Below are 20506 nucleotides of genomic sequence, written 5' to 3' on the forward strand. Positions count from 1 at the left end.
AGGCTTGTGCCGACCCAGCATCCATTTTGTTCCGGTCAAGACGGTGGAACAGCAAGATATCAAGGCACTGCGCAGTGCCCGACAACTCATGGTGGAACAACGCACCGCACTCGCCAACCAGATTAGGGCTTTCCTCGCTGAGGAGGGGGTGATCGTTCCTGCAGGTATTCAAAAACTGCAACAGTACCTGCCTGAGATTCTAGAAGAAGAGAGCCATGAGCTGTCCTCTGCACTACGACGTTTGCTTCATACTTTGGGGGAAGACCTACGGAATCTGAACATTCGCATTCATGAAATGGATAATGAAATAGCGGCACTTTCCCGTCAGCAAAGCGGTTATCACTATCTGCTCACAATCCCCGGAGTCGGTCCCCTTATTGCGGCCGCCTTCGTGAGTGAAGTCAGTGCGCCCCAATTTGCCAATGGCCGGCAACTTTCTGCCTGGTGTGGCCGGGTTCCCCGACAACACAGTTCAGGTGGAAAAAACCGGCTGTCTTCCCTGAGCAAAAATGGAAACCGTCATCTCCGAACGTTAATTATCCACGGTGCTCGTGCAGTGATGCGCTGTGTACAAAATCGTGATGGCTGTCTGGGAGAATGGTTGAGAAAACTGGTTGCCCGATGCGGGTTTATGAAAGCCACGATCGCTTTAGCCAACAAACTGACCCGGATTATCTGGCGTGTTCTGCGGGATGAAGTGGATTTTAATATGGAAAAAGCTTTTACTATTAATTAATTGAGCAACATAAATAGACGCATTATCGAGTTTGCAAACACTGATGAGAAAACGGCTACCGTCCCTGTAATAGCCTGTTCTTATACAAGGTAGTGATATACCGATGTAGTGAGAAGAAAACAGGGTGCGGATGACATCATGGCGCGGATAATTTTTCCATTATGACGCCGGATATAGGGTCGCAAACCGTATAACTTAGTGCTTGCACAACTGGAGCGTCCATATATGGTATAAAGATCTCGGACACGTCAAAAGCCTGCTCATGTTATTAACATGACAATGAGGTGTGACGATGAAATTGAAACCCACCAAACGCCAATATTCTGCTGAATTTAAGCTGGAAGCGGTTCAACAGGTTGTTCTCCATCAGCAGCGGGTTGTTAAGGTCGCCCGTTCACTGGGGATTGATGCCAGTACCCTGGGAAAATGGGTTCGCCAATACCAGGCCGAAATACAGGGAATGACGCCTGTGGGCAAGGCACTGACGCCCGAACAACGCCAGATACAGGCCTTAGAAAAGCAGGTGAAACGCCTGGAAATGGAAAAAGAAATCCTAAAGCAGGCGGCCGTGCTGATGAGCGAGATGCGCTGTGGCGCTATGCGTTGATCACACGGCTGAGCACCCGATGGGCGGTCACGGAATTATGTCAGATGCTTCAAGTGTCACGCAGTGCCTATTATGACTGGCGACAACGGCCTGTCGACACGGAACGTATGCAGTTGCGCATCCGGGTTCGTGAACTGTATAACCAAAGTCGGGGGCGATAGGCAGGCGCACATTGAGCCATCTGCTGACAAATGAAGGGAAACCGGTTGGACGTTGGCTGGCCCGGCGTCTGATGCAGGAATGTGGGTTACAAAGCCGCCAACCGGGGGCCCATCGCTATCGCCCAGCCGGGAAAGAAGCTCCGGCCTCCCCCAATCGGTTAAAGCAACAGTTTTCGCCCAACGCGCCGAATACTCAGTGGTGCGGTGATATTACGTATATTCGAATTCGTGATGGTTGGTGCTATCTGGCGACCGTGATAGATTTATTTTCCCGCCGCGTTGTCGGCATGGCGATATCGGCTTCACCGGATGCCGAGTTGGTGTGCAGAGCCTTGAATCATGCACTCGAAACCCGTCATATTGAGGGACGTCTGATATTTCATTCGGATAGTAAGAATGTCCTTGTCAGACTCTGTAGAGAGAAGACTTTTCAATCTATTCTTCTGATGTATGGTGTTTTTTCTGTTTCCTGACCCACACTCCGATCGACCAGGATTGTGTCCTGCCCTGGATCTGTCGGTCACAGGAAAATCCCATAAGAGGTTTCTCCTTGCTGATACGCGTGACTCAAGAAGGGCCTGACGCCTTGTCTCTTTACTGTCCTGTCCGGGATATCTGTCGGGAGAAATCAGGGCATCTTCTGACTGAGAATTTATCCCATGACTAAAAAGCAGCAAGACTTATCGGTCGGCATCATTGGCGGTGTTGACACACACAAAGACCTGCACGTTGCAGCAGTGGTTGATCACAATAACCGTGTCTTGGGGAGTGAATTTTTCCCGGCAACCCGGCAGGGATATCGCCAGATGTTATCCTGGATGAAATCATTTGGGCTTCTCATCAGGGTGGGGATTGAATGCATCGGTTCGTATGGTGCAGGTTTGCTGCGATACCTTCAATCGCAGGTATTGAAGTTCTTGAGGTCACCGCTCCCGACAGAATGGAGCGCAGGAAACGGGGTAAAAGCGATACGATTGATGCTGAATGTGCAGCCCATGCGGCATTTTCACTCATTCGTACAGTCACTCCCAAAACACGAAGCGGAATGATTGAATCACTTCGGGTACTGAAAGCTTGCCGAAAAACGGCTGTCTCGGCACGACGTATTGCGCTACAAATGCGCCAGATGACCATCGTCTCCGCGCCCGAAGAATTACGTGATCAAATCAGAAAACTCACCCGAATGCAGTTGATACGGACACTCGCCACATCGAAGCCGGATATGACCCGGTATCGTCATGTCGAGGATGCCTACCGTATTACGTTGAAATCACTGGCCCGGCGTTATCTGGAATTACATGATGAGATTGGCGAGCTGGACATCATGATAGCGGCGATTATTGACGAGCTCGCTCCAGAACTTATCAAACGCAAGGCAGTGGGATACGAATGTGCCTCCCAACTCCTCATTACGGCCGGGGACAATCCAGAACGCTTGCCCTCAGAATCAGGCTTTGCTGCATTATGTGGTGTCAATCCAGTTCCCGCGTCTTCGGGGAAAAATCTGCGCCTCGAGGAGGTGATCGTGCAGCGAACAGCGCGCTTCATATCATCGCCATTGGCAGATTACGTACAGATGCCAAAACACAGGAATATGTCGCCAGGCGAATTAGAGAAGGCCATTCAAAACGGGAAGCCATACGTTGCCTGAAACGCTATATATCCAGAGAGATATTTACCTTACTGCGTAACCAGAATCGGCAGATCAACAGCATACAAATAATGACTTGACACTCAGAAGGGCATCCAGGGAAGCCAATACAGCAGCAATAAGTTCCGTCGTTTATTATGGAGAAACAAAATCATCCAGAGTATGAGCCGCCGGGGAAATTGCTGGGATAATTCCCCAATGGAAAGAGTCTTTCGCAGCCTGAAGAGTGAGTGGGTTCCCCCGGAAGGGTATCTGGATATCCATGATGCCATACGGGGTATCACGCCATATTTGGGCGGCTATTACAACCACGTTCGTCCGCATAGTTTTAATGGTGGACTTTCACCGGTTGAATATGAAAAGCAGTGGGAAGAGGCTAAAAATGTGTCCGGTATTTCTTGACCGCTACAGGTACTGGAAACGTAAACCCCACGTAAAACGGACTACACCGCACCAGCCTGCACGTTTTGGATCAAAAAGTTTTTTCAGTTTTAAAATTCTACAAATGATATCGCCAGACCGTGCCAGTACGGGTGGAGTGGGAACAATTCCAAACTGAAAGGATTGAAAAGATTTTCAGGAAATTTCAGTTTTTGGATCAAAGGTGGATCGCGATAGAAATATCAGTCTATTGATATTAAAGGATAAATTCTATTTTACGTGAGAATATTGGATCACAAAGCAAAGCCACATCACGTTAAAGAATTCAGGGTTTATGCGGCTTTGAGGATAGTGGTGAACTGAAATTTATTGAGGTTGATTGTTAGTTGGTAATGCTTCTAATATTGCTTGCTTTTGAGTCGAAAAATCTTTTTTAGTAATGGTGCCATCATTAACGAAGTCATTCAATCTATCCAAATTCTCACATAACGTTTTTATGTTTACCGTAGCTAAACTCTTATCAAGATTTGATTCCAAGATATAATTTTTAAGAATGTTAAATTCTTTGTTATTGATAGCTCCTGAAAAATCTTTTAGCTCTTCAATGAGTTCTAATTTTGCTACTAAAGAGGTTGTATCTAAAATAGACGGTGTATGTTCTCCTGAAAGCTGGGAGCTTATCTCAGATTGAGATGTAGCAGGTGGTTGCTCAATCTGTCCATATGATGCAGATTCATAACCAATGATAGATTCATTTAAGCGAGTAAGAAACCCATCTAGGGCTTTCTTCTCAATATTGCTGAAAATATATTCTTGCTCATGGTTAATATTGAATGTGACTTTTGAAAACAATAGCCCTTTCTTATCGTTACACCCCGTTATCAATTTCATAGGGAATTTATCGTGATGTACTTTTTTGAATAGGCTAATCTTTATGAAATGCAGATTCTTGGTGGTTAGTAAAATTAATGAGCCTTTCTTGCCATCTAAATCACCTGCCAGAACTGCGATAGGTTGTTCATCAATACTCAAGTTTCTAATGATATAAAGGAACTCTTTTTTTCTGCTTGAGATGCTAACTGATGTGTCACCAGATAATTTATTTAACTCTGCCAGCAAGACAGAATCAGATGAAATTTTGTAGTCAATCATTACCGCTACCATCCTCATGTTTTAAATGCCACCTGTCACATGATGGAAATATGGAAAAAATAAAATGGGTGGACGTAAAGTGGACATGGACAAAGAAAAAGGGGCTACGTTTTCACGTAACCCCTTGTTTTATTTGGTGGAGCTGGCGGGAGTTGAACCCGCGTCCGAAATTTCTACATCCTTGGTACTACATGCTTAGTCTGGTCTTTACATTCGCTTGCCAGCTGCGGACAGACACGCCACTAACAAACTAGCCTGATTGGATTTAACGCTTCAACCCCAGGCAGGGCATCCACGCGATCTCTTTTGGGTTTGACCTCTCTTGATCCCCGTCCTAAGAGCGAAGGCTAGGGAGAGAGGGCTCTGCGCAGGTTATTAAGCTGCCAGTGCGTAGTTTTCGTCGTTTGCGACTATTGTTTTGCGGCTTTTTACGAGGCCAACCGCCCCTCGGCATGCACCTTGGGTTTCGCAAATCCCGTCGAATCCAGAATCAGCCCCAAGTTAATAAGCGTTAAGTATATCAGAATATTGGATGACAATGCCAGCGATTAACGCCCAGAATTCTTCATAATTCTCGCTTTGTCTAATTTCCACTCACGTTCTTTGATATCTGAACGCTTATCGTGCGCCTTTTTACCTTTTGCAACGCCAATTTTGATTTTGCTCCAGGCATTTTTCCAATACATGGAAAGTGCGACGATGGTATAACCTTCTCGATTGATTCGACCATACAGTGAATCAAGCTCGCGTTTGTTAAGTAGTAGCTTGCGTGACCGTGTCGGATCACAAACTACGTGGGAAGAAGCAACGTTTAATGGCGTAATCGTGGCACCAAAAAGATAAGCATCACCATCTTTGAGTAAAACATAACTCTCACTGATGTTAGCCTTGCCAGCACGCAGTGATTTAACTTCCCAACCTTGTAGGGATAAGCCTGCTTCGAATTCTTCCTCAATGAAGTATTCGTGGCGGGCTCGCTTATTCATGGCAATTGTTGCCGAACCGGGTTTGTATGCTTTTTTCTTTGTCATAATGCGTTGTATTATACTGCATGCGTTAGTGAAAGAAATCTCTTCTGTATGATATTTAGCGATAAGTGCGCATTTATTGTTCTAAATGTCATCAGGTTTTTATTTAACCATGTTTAAGTGATACTATTAGCGCTGTTATGTTTTACAGGAAATGATATGCCACAGATTAATCGCTCTGCGCTAGTGCCTTACAGCGTGGAACAAATGTATAAATTGGTCAATGATGTGACTTCTTATCCTGATTTTTTACCGGGATGTGTAGGTAGTTGTGTAATAAGTAGTAGCAATAATGAAATGACGGCTTCTGTTGAGGTTTCTAAGGCAGGGATCAGTAAGACGTTCGTAACGCGCAATACGTTATTTGATAATCAACGCATCAGTATGCAGCTTGTTGATGGGCCTTTCCGTAAATTGATGGGAGGGTGGCATTTTACTCCGTTAAGTGAAGATGCTTGTAAGGTTGAGTTGCATCTCGATTTTGAATTTACCAACAAGTTGATCGAACTGGCCTTTGGCAAAGTATTTAAGGAGCTGGCTGGGAATATGGTTCAGGCTTTTACCCAGCGTGCACGTGAGGTCTATAGTGTCTGAGATTAATATCGAAGTCGTTTATGCTCTGCCTGAACGGCAATATCTGCGTAATGTGAAAGTACCCCAAGGAGCTACCGTCGAACAGGCGATTGTAACGTCTGGTCTTTTGACATTACGTAATGATATCGATTTGACTAAAAATAAAGTTGGTATTTATAGCCGTCCTGCCAAACTGACTGAAACGCTGGAAGAGGGAGATCGTGTGGAGATTTATCGCCCTCTGGTTGCGGATCCAAAAGAAATGCGCCGTAAACGAGCAGAGCGTGCGAAAAACAATGCACAATAATGTCTGTTTATTCGCCAGATTTTCTACTGGCGAATAAATAAAACACACATCTTACTGATTCTCTGGCAGTGATTTTTCATCCTTGATATCAGTTAGCACACCATTGCTATCAAAGGTAAGTGTCAGGGTTTCCTGAGTTGTTTTCCCATGGCCTGGTTGTTGGCGGAATACGTAATACCAAGTTTGACTCCCAAACGGATCGGTCAGCATTGGTGTTCCCAAAGTGTAAGAAACTTGCTGTTGAGTCATTCCCTGATGGATTTTTGATACCGCAGCCGGCGTAAGGTAGTTCCCTTGATTAATATCAGGACGATAAACAATTCGCTCAAACATGGAGCAACCCGCAGTCAGCATAACAAGTGAGACAGTAGCGGCAGTCAACAATTTACAGCGCATAGTAATTACATTCCTTTAGGCGTTAGGCCGTCGATAATAATAAACATTGAAGAGGTTGAAAACCTCTACGCATTTACCTATGACTGCAATTATACAAGAAAGTTGTCTCAATTTATGCCGCTAACAACTCTTTTGCGTTAGCCAGAGTATTTTTTGTAACCTCACTCCCCGCCAAAAGCCGCGCCAGTTCTTGAAGTCGTGCTTTTTTATCCAATAGTTGCATTTGGGTTTCTGTTTCTTCGCCGTCTGTTTGCTTGCTGACATAAAAATGCTGATGCCCGCATCCTGCGACTTGAGGTAAGTGGGTGACACACATCACTTGGGTGGATTCCCCCAATTCACGCAGCAAACGCCCAACAATGGCCGCTGTTGGACCGCTGATACCTACATCAACTTCATCGAAAATCAGCGCGGGGGTTTCCATTTTTTTCGCCGTAATGACCTGGATTGCCAGTGCAATACGGGAAAGCTCACCACCTGATGCCACTTTTGCCAATGGTTGATGGGGTTGGCCAGGGTTGGTTGTGACATTGAATTCAACTTTGCTGGCTCCATCAATATTTAAATGCTCTGCTTCAAAGGTTACATCGATGGTAAAGCGGCCATGAGGCATAGAAAGTTGGTGCATACTGTTTGTTATCAGTTGGCCCAATTCTGCGGCATATTTTTGGCGAATATGGTGCAATTTTTCTGCCACAGTCAAGGCTTGTTGATAATGCAAGCTGACAAGTTCACTGAGATGGGCACAATCATTTTCCTGCTGGGATAGTTGATATTGCTCTTCTAACAACTGTTGATGTAATGCAGGTAACTCTTCTGGCGCAACATGGTGTTTACGGGCCATGCTGATTTGTTGGGAAATTTTCTGTTCCAGTTCAAATAAACGATTGGGGTCCAGTTCCAGTTGGTTGCTGTAATGACGTAATTCATCACTTACTTCATTGATTTGGATAGCAGCCTCTTCCAGCATGTTAAGCAGGCCACTGAGTTTGTGATCCATGCTGGCAAGCTCTGTCAGTTCACTGCGGGCATAGCTAAGAAAACTGACAATGTTCTGCTCATCATTATCACTTAAAATTTGGAGGATATTTTGACTGACGGACAAAAATTGCCCGCAATTTGCCAGCCGTTTGTATTCACTATCTTGTTCTTGATAATTACCTGGTTGTGGTGACAGTTCGTCCAGTTCTTTCAGATGATATTCCAGCAATTGCTGACGTGAGCGACGCTCAAGAGCTTGTTGTTGGAATTGGGAGAGAGCCTGACAGCTTTGGCGCCATTGCTGGTAAGCCTGTTTCATTTCTTGCTGAAGTTCGAAATCGCCCGTGTAAATATCCAGTAAGCGCCTTTGGTGACGATTTTCTAACAATAATTGGTGAGCATGTTGTCCGTGAATTTGAATGAGATGGGAACCTAATTCACGTAATTGAGAAAGGGGTACAGCAGTACCATTGATAAAACCGCGAGAGCGCCCATCAGCGGTAATGGTACGACGCAGCAGGCACTCATTACCCTCCTCAAAACTTTCATCGAGCTGGTGGTCTATCAGCCACTTGCGGGCAGAAGGCGCATCAGTGAGTGAAAAACGGGCGCAAAGGTCGGTACGCGGAGCACCCGGGCGAACCATGTTGGCTTCGCCACGGTTGCCAAGACATAAACCTAATGCATCAATCGCGATGGATTTACCTGCTCCGGTTTCCCCTGTGATTGCCGTCATTCCTGGGCGGAAATCAATTTCAAGTTCGCGAACGATAGCAAAGTTACTGATGGTCAATTGAGTCAGCATCGTGCTCCTCCTTCTTTTTACTGTATATAAACACGTTACTGTATAAGAACATGTTCCTGTGCATAAAAACATGTCTGTGCTTCCATACAGTATAAACTGGTTTTTTATACAGTAAAGTAGGAAGGCTCGTTTTTAGAACATTTTTTTCGACCAGCCCAATTTTGTGCTCAGTGTATTAAAGTAGTTGTAATCTTTTGGATGAATTAAGTGCAGATTATAGTCACTGCGTTTGATGATCACTTCTTCACCATCTTGGATTGGCAGGACGATCTGGCTGTCACAACTGACTTCGTAGTCACTGCTGTTTTGGGCAAATTTCAGGCGAATGCTGCTTTCGCTGCTGATAACGAGAGGGCGTGCAGAGAGCGTATGTGGAAACATCGGCACTAGCACGATAGCATCTAAGTTTGGGGTTAATATAGGTCCTCCAGCAGACAGTGAATAGGCCGTAGAGCCAGTGGGCGTTGCTATGATTAAGCCATCTGAACGTTGAGAAAAAGCAAAACGTTCATCAATATAGACTTCAAATTCAATCATATGAGCAACTTTGCCTGGATGTAGTACGACTTCATTTAATGCAGTGCTGCGCCGGGATTTATGCCCAGTTTTTGTCACTTGTGCCTCAAGCAGAAAACGTTTTTCGTCTCGATATTTGCCATCCAAAACTTCGGAGAGCTGCTGTAAAGCATTATCGGGATCCAAATCCGTTAAAAAGCCCAAATTGCCTCGGTTGATACCAATGACTTTAATGTCATAACGTGATAATACTCTGGTTGCACCGAGCATATTGCCATCACCACCGACAACAATCACAAGATCGGCAATTTTACCAATTTCTGTTAATCCTCCCGTCTGAGCGTCTTTTAAATTAATGTCTTTCGCGACCTGTCTATCCACAATGACACAATAACCTTTAGATACCAGCCAGTGATACAGCATTTCGTGGGTGGCCAGTGCTTCAGGGTGACGTGGACGACCGACAATACCGATGCATTTGAATTCATTATTCATTGCTGTTATTTCCTTCAGCATATGGTTTTGCCCTCACAATAATGATTGTTCCCTTGAATCCCGCGTTTTGATCCCCATAATAAGCTCAAATGGCGAAGATAATACAAAATACGCGGAGATATTCATGAGTAGTAAAGACCAAAAAGTACCTGACGAGCAAGTCGCAGAAAATACAGAAAATGTATTAGAGCAACAAATAAATGCGGAACAGGCAGATGCGCCAGAGACTGAAAACGTTGTTGATCCGCGTGTTGCTGAGTTGGAAGAACAACTGAAACAGGCTCAGACTAATGAACGTGATGCTTTGCTGCGTGCACGTGCTGAAATCGAAAACATTCGCCGTCGTACTGAGCAGGATGTAGAAAAGGCACATAAATTTGCATTGGAAAAATTTGTCAATGAACTTCTGCCTGTTATCGATAATCTGGAACGTGCATTAGATGCGGCTGATCGTACCAATGAAGCGTTACTGCCAATGGTTGAAGGTATTGAACTGACGCTGAAATCTTTTATTGATTCAGTGGGTAAATTTGGCGTTGAAGTGGTTGGTGACACCAATGTCCCTTTCAATCCAGAAGTGCATCAGGCGGTGACCATGATGGAATCAGAACAGCATGAACCTAATCAGGTTATGTTGGTGATGCAGAAAGGTTATACCTTGAACGGTCGTCTATTGCGTCCTGCAATGGTTGCTGTTTCTAAATAAAGGTTACTGTCTCTCGTGATGCAATGCCGCCATGAGAAAGGCGGCATTTTTGTAGGTATAAATCGGTTATTGGGGTAATTGAGGCTCCCAATCTATAGGCGATAATCCTTGTGATCCCAATAAGTTGTTGGCCTGTGAAAAATGTTTACAGCCTAAGAAACCACGATGGGCAGACAAAGGTGAAGGATGGGGAGCTTTTAATACATGATGGCGTTGGATATCAATGAAATGGCCTTTTTTCTGGGCATGAGATCCCCAAAGCAAGAAAATAACTCCGTTACGATGTTCATTGATTGCTGCAATGACTTTGTCAGTGAACGTTTCCCAGCCTAAATGCGCATGAGAATGCGCGTTACCGCGCTCAACGGTGAGCACGGTATTAAGCAATAATACGCCCTGTTTTGCCCAGCTGATCAGGCAACCGTGATTTGGTCGAGTGAATCCGGCAATGTCCGATTCCAGTTCTTTGTACATATTGACAAGAGAAGGCGGCGCAGGAATACCAGGCTGTACAGAGAAAGCCAAACCGTGGGCTTGATTCGGGCCGTGGTAAGGATCTTGTCCTAAAATCACGACCTTTACATCAGCCAATTCGGTATAGCGGAATGCATTAAAAACATCTGTTTGAGGCGGATAAATGGTTTTTCCCGCCTGACGTTCATTGGCAACATAAGCCAAGGTATCAACAAAATAAGGCTGTTTCTTTTCATTGCCGATGACATCGTGCCATGTGAGAGGTGCGGACATAGCCAATCCCTTTCTAGATGATTATCAGATAGCTTAAGCTTACCGATTCCCTTGGGATAGGGAAACCCTGAGATCTCAATCTAAGCTTAATTCCCAGGATGAAAATCTATTTTTATAAATTTTTTTGAAAAAACATGAAAATAATTTCATTCCATTCTGTCGGAAAAGATGATTTAAAACATGACATTATGAATTCACTATCAATAACCGTATGAAACCAGTTGATTACAATCAAAGAACCTTCTCATTTGTACTGGTATACAGGAAATAAAGAACGATGATTGGTTAAGTTAGGATTTGACCGAATAACTAAGATGATGTTGGAGGTATAAATGATTACTGGGATTCAGATTACCCAATCTAACAACGCTGCATTGATGAACTCTTTTTGGCTGTTGGATGATGAAAAAAATGAAGCGCGTTGCATCTGTGCTAAAGCAGATTACGATGAAGGCCAGATTGTCGCCAAAGAGGCGTTGGGGCAATTTGAATATCGCGAGATCCCGCTGGAGGTCAAGCTGGCTGTACGTGTAGAAGGTGGGCAACATCTGAATGTTAATGTTCTGCGCCGCGAAACGTTGGAAGATGCAGTAAAACACCCCGAAAAGTATCCTCAACTCACTATTCGTGTATCTGGTTATGCTGTACGTTTTAACTCACTGACGCCAGAACAGCAACGTGATGTTATTGCACGTACTTTTACAGAAAGCTTGTAATTCTTGTATCAAGCAAAAAATTTAAAGGGAGAATCGTTACTCCCTTTTTTATTTACATACTTTAATTATGGAAATTAAATTTGTTAATTAAAAATTAAATTTGTTTTAATATTGTTAAAAATTCTGCCGATAGAGAGTTTGGGCTTTTAAACCACACCAAACTTGAATAATCTGTAGGGGAATTTTATGACTTTATCAGTTAATACCAGTTTTTTTAGTAAGTTAGGGATTTATTCCTTACAAGAAAATACCTTACAACCTCAATCTAATGCTACTGCTCAGTCACCACCTGGCAAAGTTGATCACATTTCTTCCGCCAATATTTCGTTTTCAGAAAACACTCAGCAGGTTAATGCGCTCTATCAATCATTGGTTAATAACTTAAATGCCAGCACGATGGCAGCGCCTGAATTGAAAGCCAATGATATTGCGGGAAAACACTCTCAACGGGTCGATTATGCCCTGACGCTGGTTACCCGTGATGTTTATCGGCAAACGAGTTTAGGAATTGGCGATTATGTGCGTCTGTCTGATGAGGATTTATCAAAATCAGGCATTGATCCTGACACTCTGAATGATTATTCAACAGGGTTTCAGGCTGGCGTATACCAAAATAAGGGGTTATATATTGTCTCTTTCACAGGTTCGAATGAATTACAGGATTTTATGGTAAGTATTCGTCAAAAGCTTGGTTACAATGAAAAACAGTATAACCAAGCCGTGGAATTGGCACATAAGGCGTTAGAAGTATTTGGTGAAAACGTCATTTTCACCGGGCATTCATTGGGGGGCGGATTGGCAACTGTGTCTGCATTGGCAACAGGAAAACCAGCAGTTATTTACAATTCTGTTAGTGTTTCTGACGCGACATTGAAACATATGGGCGTATCACCCGAAGTTGCCCATGAATTGGCTGACAGTGGTTTAATACGCCATTATACCGTTGAACACGATTGGCTGGGTAACTTGCAAAAAACATTGCCAATCCGTCAACCGATGGGGCACAAAATAGAGCTTAAGTATGAATATGAATTAGAGAACATATGGGATCTCATACTGCCTAATCGATATGGCTTACATGCCTTTAAGGCCCATTTTTTGGAAGCTGTCCTCGAATTAATGGCGGAACAAAAGCCTTGGCTGAACAATGGCAATACCATGTTGGCGTCAACGGATGTTACAGATATCACACCGCAGCAAAGTGAACAACATTATGCTGTGTAATATTTAGCGCTCAGTCTGCCGGAACTTGGGCGAATTCACTGTATGGCTTCGCCCATGTTCTACACTCGGTTATGAATTAATCGTTGCTAGATTCAGTTAATTTTGGGCTGGGATTGCCAGAAGAAGCGCGGCGTTTACCGATATTTTTGCTATCGCGATGACGAACTTTTACGCGGTTTTTCTTTGTCTCTTCTGTTTTCTTCTTCTCTTTACGTTTTGCCAGTACTTTTTTGGATGGCTTATTGCCCTTTTTCTCACTTGGCGCTTTGGTTTGTGGGCGAAGCTCATCAACCACTCGTATTTTCAAAGGTTCTTTGAGGTAACGGCTGATTTTACCCAAAAGTAGGTGATCATGTGCTTCAACCAAAGCAATAGCCGTTCCTTTACGGCCTGCACGAGCAGTACGACCGATCCGGTGCAAGTAAACATCTGCGGTACGAGGCAAATCGAAGTTAAAGACGTGGCTGACATTTTCGATATCCAATCCACGGGAAGCAACGTCGGTGGCGACCAGGACTTTGACTTTACCATCATTCAAGCGTTTTACGGCATCTGTACGCTTGGCCTGCACCATTTCTCCTTCGAGAAAACCCGCCTGAATGCCTGCCTGGTTCAGCCAATCGACAAGTTCGCGAACACGCTCTCGTTTACGTACGAAAACAATGGATTTAGTCACTTCAGATTGCTGGAGAAGGTGACACAGCAGAGCCGTTTTATGCTCTAACGAATCAGCCCGATAGTAAAATTGCTGAATTTTCTTGCGTTCACGGCGAGAAGGTTCGGCATCAATCTCAACAGGATCAGTTAACAGGCGCTCGGCAAAATCACGGATGGATTCCCCTTCCAGGGTTGCGGAGAATAACAAGGTCTGTTTACGCCAGCGGGTTTCGCCTGCAATCGTTTCGACATCATTGGCAAATCCCATATCCAACATGCGATCCGCTTCATCAAGGATCAGCGTTTCCACTGCACGGCAATCGAAATTTTCTTCTTTGATGTATTGCAGCAGACGCCCTGTCGTTGCGACAACAATATCCTGATTCTCACTGAATACTTCCGCATGATTCATGTAGGCAACACCACCCGTGATTGTAGCAATGTCCAAATGTGTATGGGCCGCCAATTCTTTTGCCTGTTCTGCTACCTGCATTGCCAGTTCACGGGTTGGCGTCAAAATCAGGATGCGTGGCGGCCCTGATTTTTTGCGAGGAAAATCCAGTAAATGCTGTAGAGTTGGTAGCAGGTAAGCGGCGGTCTTACCTGTACCGGTCGGCGCTGAGCCTAATACATCACGTCCGTCCATCGCCGGAGGAATAGCTGCCGCCTGAATGGCGGTCGGGAGTTCGTAGCCTTTGTTGTTCAGTGCTTCAAGCAAGGATTCATCAAGTTCGAATTCGGAAAAGTTTGTCGCAGTCATTATATACCTCTGTTTGGGCCGCCGATTATAAACAGGTTAGTTGTATTCTTCATCCTATAAAAGCATCCAATAGGCAGGTTACTTTTATCCATCGTCCATAAGATTTATGCTATGAGAAATTCTAATTTCAGCAGAATAGGTTATGGCATCGATACAGAAACCCGCTTTTCGCCGCGGTGGTTTTACATTTAAACAGTTTTTTGTTGGACATGATAAATGTGCGATGAAAGTCGGGACGGATGGTGTGTTGTTGGGAGCCTGGGCACCAGTATATAACAGGAAAAGATGTCTGGATATTGGATGTGGCAGTGGTTTGATTGCGTTGATGATAGCCCAACGTACAAAAGAAGATACCCTTATTGATGCGGTGGAGCTGGATGGCCTTGCTGCAATGCAGGCTGTGGATAATGTACAGCAATCACCGTGGCCTTCCCGCATTACGGTATATCAGCAGGATATTCATGGTTTCGTGCGACAACATATGCAACAAAATGAGTTGTGGAAAATTAACGCTCAATACGATTTGATTGTTAGCAATCCTCCCTACTTTGAGCTGGCGATTGCATGTCGAAACAAAGCTCGCAATCAGGCGCGTTATACTGAGTCATTGACGCATCAGGGGTTATTGGCGTGTGTACGGTCATTGCTTACGCCGACAGGGTTATTTTGTCTGGTACTCCCTTATGAAATTGGTGAACAATTTGAAAAAATGGCGTCAGACCTGGGGTGGTTTACCCATTTCCGCGTCAATGTTCGTGACAGGCAAGATAAGCCGTTGCATCGTTTATTATTGGGATTGTCACGGCAAGAACAGGACATCCAGGTGAGTGAATTAACGATTCGTTCCTCAGATGACACATATTCAGACGACTTTCGTCAGTTAATAACGGATTTTTATCTTTATTATTGAAGATGTTAGTACTATTGAGATGGAGAATTGGATTTTTCGGTATAATAAAACAAAGGTTTTCTTTTTCTCAGTTTAAAATCGCGTGTCCTGTGAAATAGTGGCTATGATTTAGAAAATACAATACGAAAATAACAGGTGGTTGTAATCAAAATGACAACTAAAGTTGAACTTCACAGTGAACTGATACTCAAAGTCATGCTTGTTCGGGAAATCAGAACATCATATTGGTTTAATTTAAGTATAAATGTGGAGTTTTACCTCAGGAGAGTGAACCTCGGATGAGCGAGCAGTTAACGGATCAAATGCTGATTGAACGCGTCCAGAAGGGCGACCAAAAAGCGTTTAATTTGCTGGTGATGAGATACCAGCACAAAGTAGCGAGCCTGATTGCTCGTTACGTACCTCAAGGCGACGTTCCCGATGTTGCTCAGGAGGTTTTTATTAAGACTTATCGGGCACTTCCTTCTTTCCGGGGTGATAGTGCATTTTATACATGGTTGTACCGTATTGCCGTTAATACTGCGAAAAATTATTTAGTTGCTCAGGGGCGCCGTCCACCATCCAATGATCTGGATGCCAACGATGCAGAGAATTATGATACGTCAAGTTCATTAAAAGAAATTTCGAACCCTGAGAACTTAATGTTGTCTGAAGAATTGAAGGAAGTGGTTTTCCGCACTATTGAATCGCTTCCAGAAGATTTGCGAGTCGCGATTACATTGCGGGAATTGGATGGATTGAGCTATGAAGAAATAGCCGACATCATGGAATGCCCTGTAGGTACTGTGCGTTCACGAATTTTTCGGGCAAGGGAAGCAATTGATAATAAAGTTCAACCACTGATCCAACAATAAATAGTGGAAACAGTGGGACAAAACAATATTGAAGGGTACTTTGGCATGCAAAGAGAAAAACTTTCCGCATTAATGGATGGAGAAGCTCTTGATAGTGAAGTAATTCATTTGGTCTCTGAAGATGCGGTCATGCAGAAACAGTGGGAACGCTATCATCTGGTGCGTGATGTGCTGCGTGGCGATGTGGGGGATGTATTGCATTTGGATATTGCAAGTCAAGTCGCGTTGGCGCTTGAAAAAGAACCCATTCATATTAATCCAGCGGCTGTTCTGGAATCTCAGCCAAAACCTGAAACATGGGCTAACATGCCATTCTGGCATAAAATTCGCGCATGGAAGAGCCAAATTGCACAAATTGGTGTTGCAGCCTGTGTATCGCTGACCGTGATTATCGGTGTCCAGCAGTATAATAGTAATAGCAGTGTTGAAACAGATAACCAATTTGAGGCACCCGCTTTTAACACATTGCCTGTGATGGGGACAGCCTCAACAGTTGGTTTAGCTTCTCCAGCCGAAGAAGAAACTTTCGGTGGTGATTTGAGTATGCAAGTGCGAGAAAGCAATAAGCGAATTGATGCGATGTTGCAGCAATATGAACTCGCTCGGCGCATTCACTCTGAAAAAAATCATGGTGTCACTCAGGCTAATCCAGCTCCTGAAGAGCAAGTGCCACAACCGTCACAACAACCGTGATGAAACGGACTTGGGTTGTCGTTTTTTTATTGGCGAGTAGCCTGATAAATCCTCTAAAGGCCTCAGCGCAACAGAACAATGCTGAGGCTTTGTTACAGGATATGAGTAAGTCCGTGCAAACGCTGGATTATGAGCTTGGCTTCATCATCTTAGAACAGCAATTTCTCATTCCCTTACGTTACCGTCATGCCATTATTAATGGGCAGGTTATTGCTCAAATCATCCAAATGGATGGCTCACGTAGAGAGATTATCCAGCGCGGTGACCAAATCAGCTATTACGAACCTGGATTAGACTCATTTAGTATCCGTGGCGCTTATATCGTCGATTATCTTCCGCCGATCATCTTTGCCGATTTTGCTCAATTGCAAAAATTTTATCGTTTTATTGATGCAGGCAGCACGAATGTCGGCGATCATCCTGTGAATTTTGTACGCATCATATCGAAAGATAAATCCCGCTATAACTATAATCTGCTGATTGATGAGAAAAATCATCTCCCTTTGCTGATAGACCTATTAGATAAGGATAATAAAACAGTCATTGAGCAATTCCGTGTCGTGTCATCAACGGTGAATGGCTATATTAAAACGGAATTGAATGTGATTACTGATTTGAAACTACCTCCTATGCTACTTATTCCTCCGGCTGATAAGTTGAAATTCAATTGGCTGGTTGGAAAAATGCCTGACGGCTTCAAAGAAATTTCACGTAACAGCCGGAAACTATCAGAGACAGAATGGTTAGAATCCATCATGTATAGTGATGGATTGTTTAATTTTTCTGTCAATGTGGTGAACTCAGATAAAAAGGTTGTTGATGAACAACCATTTCGGCAAGGCAGAAGAACGGTTTATACTTTGGCCAGAGGCAAAAACAGCATAACAGTCATTGGTGAGCTGCCTTTCTCAACAGCCGAACAAATTGCAGCAAGTGTGACGATTACGGGGAAAAACTGATGGTTAAAGAGTGGGCAACGGTTATCCGTTGGCACAAAGGCCGGGCATTATTACGTTATGGTTCATCTTCAGGCTGCGGTAGCTGTCAAACCAAAACAGCCTGTGGTTCTTATTTACTGGAAAAGATAGGGCCGGAAAGCATCCATCAGTTGGAACTGGAAATTTCTCAACCCCTCCAACCGGGTCAGAAGGTGGAAGTAGGCATTCCTGAAAGTAGCCTGCTACGTTCAGCTATGTTGGTTTATTTGACACCCTTGTTGGGTTTGTTTTTGGGGGCAGTACTTTTCCAATTTTGGACGCCTGTCCAATTATGGATCTGCTTAGGGGGGATTGGCGGTGGAGTCGCTGGTTTCTTCATTGCCCGCAAAATTGCTGCATATTGGGATAATTTGCAAGCGTACCAGCCTGTCGTGTTACAAATTGGCTTACCGCCTGATTCGATTAAGGTTCTACAGCAAGAATAATCTGTTTTACCCTACGAGTTTCAATTTTAATTTATCATTACTGAAAATAACTGGGTCATACTGAAAATGACAGACATGGCTAAGTTTTCACGGGTTTGGTTTTCGCGGGTTTGGCATGTAGAATACAGCGCTTCAGGCCAGTGGCCGAACCAATAAACTGTCGCTTTATGTCCATCAATGTGTCCATAGGCGAATGATTCAGAAATATTAAGGCAAAAAGATTTAATAATGAAGCAAATAAGAAATTTCTCCATTATCGCCCACATTGACCACGGTAAGTCCACTCTCTCTGACCGGATTATTCAAATCTGTGGTGGACTGTCTGATCGCGAAATGGCAGCACAAGTACTGGATTCAATGGATCTGGAACGTGAACGTGGGATCACGATCAAAGCACAAAGTGTCACTCTTGATTACAAGGCAAATGACGGGCAAGTTTACCAATTAAACTTTATCGATACGCCGGGGCATGTTGACTTCTCTTACGAAGTTTCCCGTTCACTGGCGGCTTGTGAAGGAGCCTTGCTGGTTGTTGACGCAGGTCAGGGAGTGGAAGCCCAAACATTGGCTAACTGCTATACCGCCATTGAAATGGATCTGGAAGTGGTTCCGGTTCTGAATAAAATTGACCTCCCTGCTGCCGAACCAGAGCGTGTTGCTGAAGAAATCGAAGACATTGTTGGTATTGATGCAACAGATGCTGTTCGCTGTTCTGCAAAAACGGGGGTAGGTGTACAGGATGTTATTGAACGTCTGGTGAAAGAGATACCGTCACCGGAAGGCGATCCTGACGCTCCATTACAGGCCCTGATTATTGACTCATGGTTTGATAATTACCTTGGTGTTGTTTCACTTGTCCGCATCAAAAACGGTACGTTGCGTAAGGGTGACAAAATTAAGGTCATGAGCACCGGACAGGTATATAACGCTGATCGTCTGGGTATCTTCACACCGAAACGTATTGACCGTGATATATTGAATTGCGGTGAAGTGGGCTGGTTGGTTTGTGCCATCAAAGATATTTTGGGGGCACCCGTTGGGGATACCCTGACAACGGCCCGTCAGCCTGCGGAAAAAGCACTCCCTGGTTTTAAAAAGGTCAAACCTCAGGTTTATGCGGGTCTGTTCCCAATAAGCTCTGATGACTATGAATCATTCCGTGATGCTTTGGGTAAATTGAGCTTAAATGACGCTTCATTATTCTATGAACCAGAAAGTTCCACTGCATTGGGTTTCGGTTTCCGTTGTGGTTTCCTTGGCTTGCTGCACATGGAAATCATTCAGGAACGTCTGGAGCGTGAATATGATCTCGATTTGATCACAACGGCACCAACCGTTGTTTATGAAGTTGAGACAACCAGTGGTGATATTATTTACGTTGATAGTCCATCCAAGTTGCCGCCATTGAACAATATTGAGGAGCTGCGTGAACCGATTGCAGAATGTCACATGTTGTTGCCGAAAGAGTACCTTGGTAACGTCATTACACTCTGCGTAGAAAAACGCGGTGTGCAGACAAATATGGTTTATCACGGTAATCAGGTTGCACTGACTTATGAGATTCCAATGGCTGAAGTGGTTCTGGATTTCTTTGACCGTTTGAAATCAACCTCTCGTGGCTACGCCTCGTTGGATTACAATTTCATCCGTTTCCAGGACTCGGACATGGTTCGTGTGGATGTCTTGATTAACAATGAGCGAGTTGATGCTCTGGCATTGATTACTCACCGCGAGAATTCTCAATACCGTGGTCGTGAGCTGGTGGAAAAAATGAAGGAGCTTATCCCACGCCAGCAATTTGATATTGCCATTCAGGCTGCCATAGGAACTCACATTATTGCGCGTTCTACCGTTAAGCAATTACGTAAAAACGTACTGGCGAAATGTTATGGTGGTGACGTCAGTCGTAAGAAAAAATTATTGCAGAAACAGAAAGAAGGTAAAAAACGCATGAAGCAGGTCGGAAATGTTGAACTGCCGCAGGAAGCCTTCTTAGCGATTCTGCATGTTGGCAAAGATAATTAACA

21 protein-coding genes, 1 other RNA gene and 2 pseudogenes are annotated in these 20506 nt (G+C 44.2%); 16 read left to right on the plus strand and 8 right to left on the minus strand.

The window, feature by feature from the left end:
- The 5 genes and pseudogenes from ABLA76_RS01920 to ABLA76_RS01940 form a co-directional block, all read left to right on the plus strand.
- Positions 1-736, plus strand: a 736-nt coding sequence (locus tag ABLA76_RS01920) for an IS110 family transposase (protein WP_348986663.1), incomplete at its 5' end; no start/stop codon positions are given.
- A 292-nt stretch (positions 737-1028) separates the two neighbouring features.
- Positions 1029-1343, plus strand: coding sequence for a transposase (locus tag ABLA76_RS01925; protein WP_348986664.1), 315 nt, complete (start codon positions 1029-1031; stop codon positions 1341-1343).
- A gap of 172 nt (positions 1344-1515) precedes the next feature.
- Positions 1516-1977 (plus strand): DDE-type integrase/transposase/recombinase, encoded by a 462-nt coding sequence (locus ABLA76_RS01930; protein WP_348986665.1) that lies wholly within the window; start codon positions 1516-1518, stop codon positions 1975-1977.
- 186 nt (positions 1978-2163) lie between these two features.
- Positions 2164-3235, plus strand: a pseudogene (locus tag ABLA76_RS01935) (IS110 family transposase).
- Between the two features lie 16 nt (positions 3236-3251).
- Positions 3252-3557 (plus strand): annotated as a pseudogene (locus ABLA76_RS01940) (integrase core domain-containing protein); the annotation flags it as partial.
- Between the two features lie 345 nt (positions 3558-3902).
- Here the strand turns inward: ABLA76_RS01940 and ABLA76_RS01945 are convergent.
- The 3 genes from ABLA76_RS01945 to smpB form a co-directional block, all read right to left on the minus strand.
- Positions 3903-4688 (minus strand): PH domain-containing protein, encoded by a 786-nt coding sequence (locus tag ABLA76_RS01945; RefSeq protein WP_348986666.1) that lies wholly within the window; start codon positions 4686-4688, stop codon positions 3903-3905.
- 134 nt (positions 4689-4822) lie between these two features.
- Positions 4823-5186, minus strand: a transfer-messenger RNA (tmRNA) gene (gene ssrA / locus ABLA76_RS01950).
- Between the two features lie 50 nt (positions 5187-5236).
- Positions 5237-5719 (minus strand): SsrA-binding protein SmpB, encoded by a 483-nt coding sequence (smpB, locus tag ABLA76_RS01955; protein WP_348986667.1) that lies wholly within the window; start codon positions 5717-5719, stop codon positions 5237-5239.
- 156 nt (positions 5720-5875) lie between these two features.
- Between smpB and ABLA76_RS01960 the strand changes: the two genes are divergently transcribed.
- Positions 5876-6310 (plus strand): type II toxin-antitoxin system RatA family toxin, encoded by a 435-nt coding sequence (locus ABLA76_RS01960; protein WP_047768256.1) that lies wholly within the window; start codon positions 5876-5878, stop codon positions 6308-6310.
- Positions 6303-6596 (plus strand): RnfH family protein, encoded by a 294-nt coding sequence (locus ABLA76_RS01965; protein WP_047768258.1) that lies wholly within the window; start codon positions 6303-6305, stop codon positions 6594-6596. Before ABLA76_RS01960 ends, ABLA76_RS01965 begins: the two co-directional genes overlap by 8 nt.
- 51 nt (positions 6597-6647) lie before the next feature.
- Here ABLA76_RS01965 and bamE read toward each other — a convergent pair whose 3' ends face one another.
- The 3 genes from bamE to nadK all read right to left on the minus strand — a co-directional run bounded on the left by bamE (position 6648) and on the right by nadK (position 9789).
- Entirely contained in the window at positions 6648-6992 is a 345-nt protein-coding gene (bamE, locus tag ABLA76_RS01970) for an outer membrane protein assembly factor BamE (RefSeq protein ID WP_047768259.1), read from the minus strand.
- A 112-nt stretch (positions 6993-7104) separates the two neighbouring features.
- A complete protein-coding gene (gene recN / locus ABLA76_RS01975; RefSeq protein WP_348986668.1) occupies positions 7105-8778 on the minus strand; it encodes a DNA repair protein RecN in 1674 nt (557 codons plus the stop codon).
- Between the two features lie 132 nt (positions 8779-8910).
- Entirely contained in the window at positions 8911-9789 is an 879-nt protein-coding gene (nadK, locus tag ABLA76_RS01980) for an NAD(+) kinase (RefSeq protein ID WP_348986669.1), read from the minus strand.
- Between the two features lie 124 nt (positions 9790-9913).
- Between nadK and grpE the strand changes: the two genes are divergently transcribed.
- A complete protein-coding gene (gene grpE, locus ABLA76_RS01985; RefSeq protein ID WP_348986670.1) occupies positions 9914-10495 on the plus strand; it encodes a nucleotide exchange factor GrpE in 582 nt (193 codons plus the stop codon).
- A 66-nt stretch (positions 10496-10561) separates the two neighbouring features.
- Here grpE and ung read toward each other — a convergent pair whose 3' ends face one another.
- Positions 10562-11242, minus strand: a complete 681-nt coding sequence (gene ung / locus ABLA76_RS01990; protein ID WP_348986671.1) for a uracil-DNA glycosylase — start codon at positions 11240-11242, stop codon at positions 10562-10564.
- Positions 11243-11574: 332 nt separating this feature from the next.
- On the opposite strand from ung, the gene grcA reads away from it, so the two are divergent.
- Both grcA and ABLA76_RS02000 read left to right on the plus strand, forming a co-directional pair.
- On the plus strand, positions 11575-11958 hold the full coding sequence (grcA, locus tag ABLA76_RS01995) for an autonomous glycyl radical cofactor GrcA (protein ID WP_348986672.1): 384 nt from the start codon (positions 11575-11577) through the stop codon (positions 11956-11958).
- 186 nt (positions 11959-12144) lie between these two features.
- On the plus strand, positions 12145-13182 hold the full coding sequence (locus ABLA76_RS02000; RefSeq protein WP_348986673.1) for a phospholipase: 1038 nt from the start codon (positions 12145-12147) through the stop codon (positions 13180-13182).
- 76 nt (positions 13183-13258) lie between these two features.
- On the opposite strand, the gene srmB is transcribed toward ABLA76_RS02000, so the two are convergent.
- Positions 13259-14599: an ATP-dependent RNA helicase SrmB gene (gene srmB, locus ABLA76_RS02005; protein ID WP_348986674.1), complete on the minus strand. Its 1341-nt coding sequence runs from the start codon at positions 14597-14599 to the stop codon at positions 13259-13261.
- Positions 14600-14741: 142 nt separating this feature from the next.
- Here srmB and ABLA76_RS02010 point away from each other — a divergent pair, with 142 nt between their 5' ends.
- The 6 genes from ABLA76_RS02010 to lepA all read left to right on the plus strand — a co-directional run bounded on the left by ABLA76_RS02010 (position 14742) and on the right by lepA (position 20504).
- Positions 14742-15509, plus strand: coding sequence for a methyltransferase (locus tag ABLA76_RS02010; protein WP_348986675.1), 768 nt, complete (start codon positions 14742-14744; stop codon positions 15507-15509).
- A 278-nt stretch (positions 15510-15787) separates the two neighbouring features.
- Entirely contained in the window at positions 15788-16363 is a 576-nt protein-coding gene (gene rpoE, locus ABLA76_RS02015; protein WP_348986676.1) for an RNA polymerase sigma factor RpoE, read from the plus strand.
- A 45-nt stretch (positions 16364-16408) separates the two neighbouring features.
- Entirely contained in the window at positions 16409-17056 is a 648-nt protein-coding gene (rseA, locus tag ABLA76_RS02020) for an anti-sigma-E factor RseA (protein WP_285811524.1), read from the plus strand.
- Positions 17056-18015, plus strand: coding sequence for a sigma-E factor regulatory protein RseB (gene rseB / locus ABLA76_RS02025; protein ID WP_348986677.1), 960 nt, complete (start codon positions 17056-17058; stop codon positions 18013-18015). Before rseA ends, rseB begins: the two co-directional genes overlap by 1 nt.
- Positions 18015-18479, plus strand: coding sequence for a SoxR-reducing system protein RseC (gene rseC, locus ABLA76_RS02030; RefSeq protein WP_047768507.1), 465 nt, complete (start codon positions 18015-18017; stop codon positions 18477-18479). Before rseB ends, rseC begins: the two co-directional genes overlap by 1 nt.
- 228 nt (positions 18480-18707) lie before the next feature.
- Positions 18708-20504 (plus strand): translation elongation factor 4, encoded by a 1797-nt coding sequence (gene lepA, locus ABLA76_RS02035; protein ID WP_047768505.1) that lies wholly within the window; start codon positions 18708-18710, stop codon positions 20502-20504.
- Positions 20505-20506 lie beyond the last annotated feature (2 nt).

The sequence above is a fragment of the Xenorhabdus sp. SGI240 genome, assembly GCF_040081915.1.
GTDB classification, from domain to species: domain Bacteria; phylum Pseudomonadota; class Gammaproteobacteria; order Enterobacterales; family Enterobacteriaceae; genus Xenorhabdus; species Xenorhabdus bakwenae.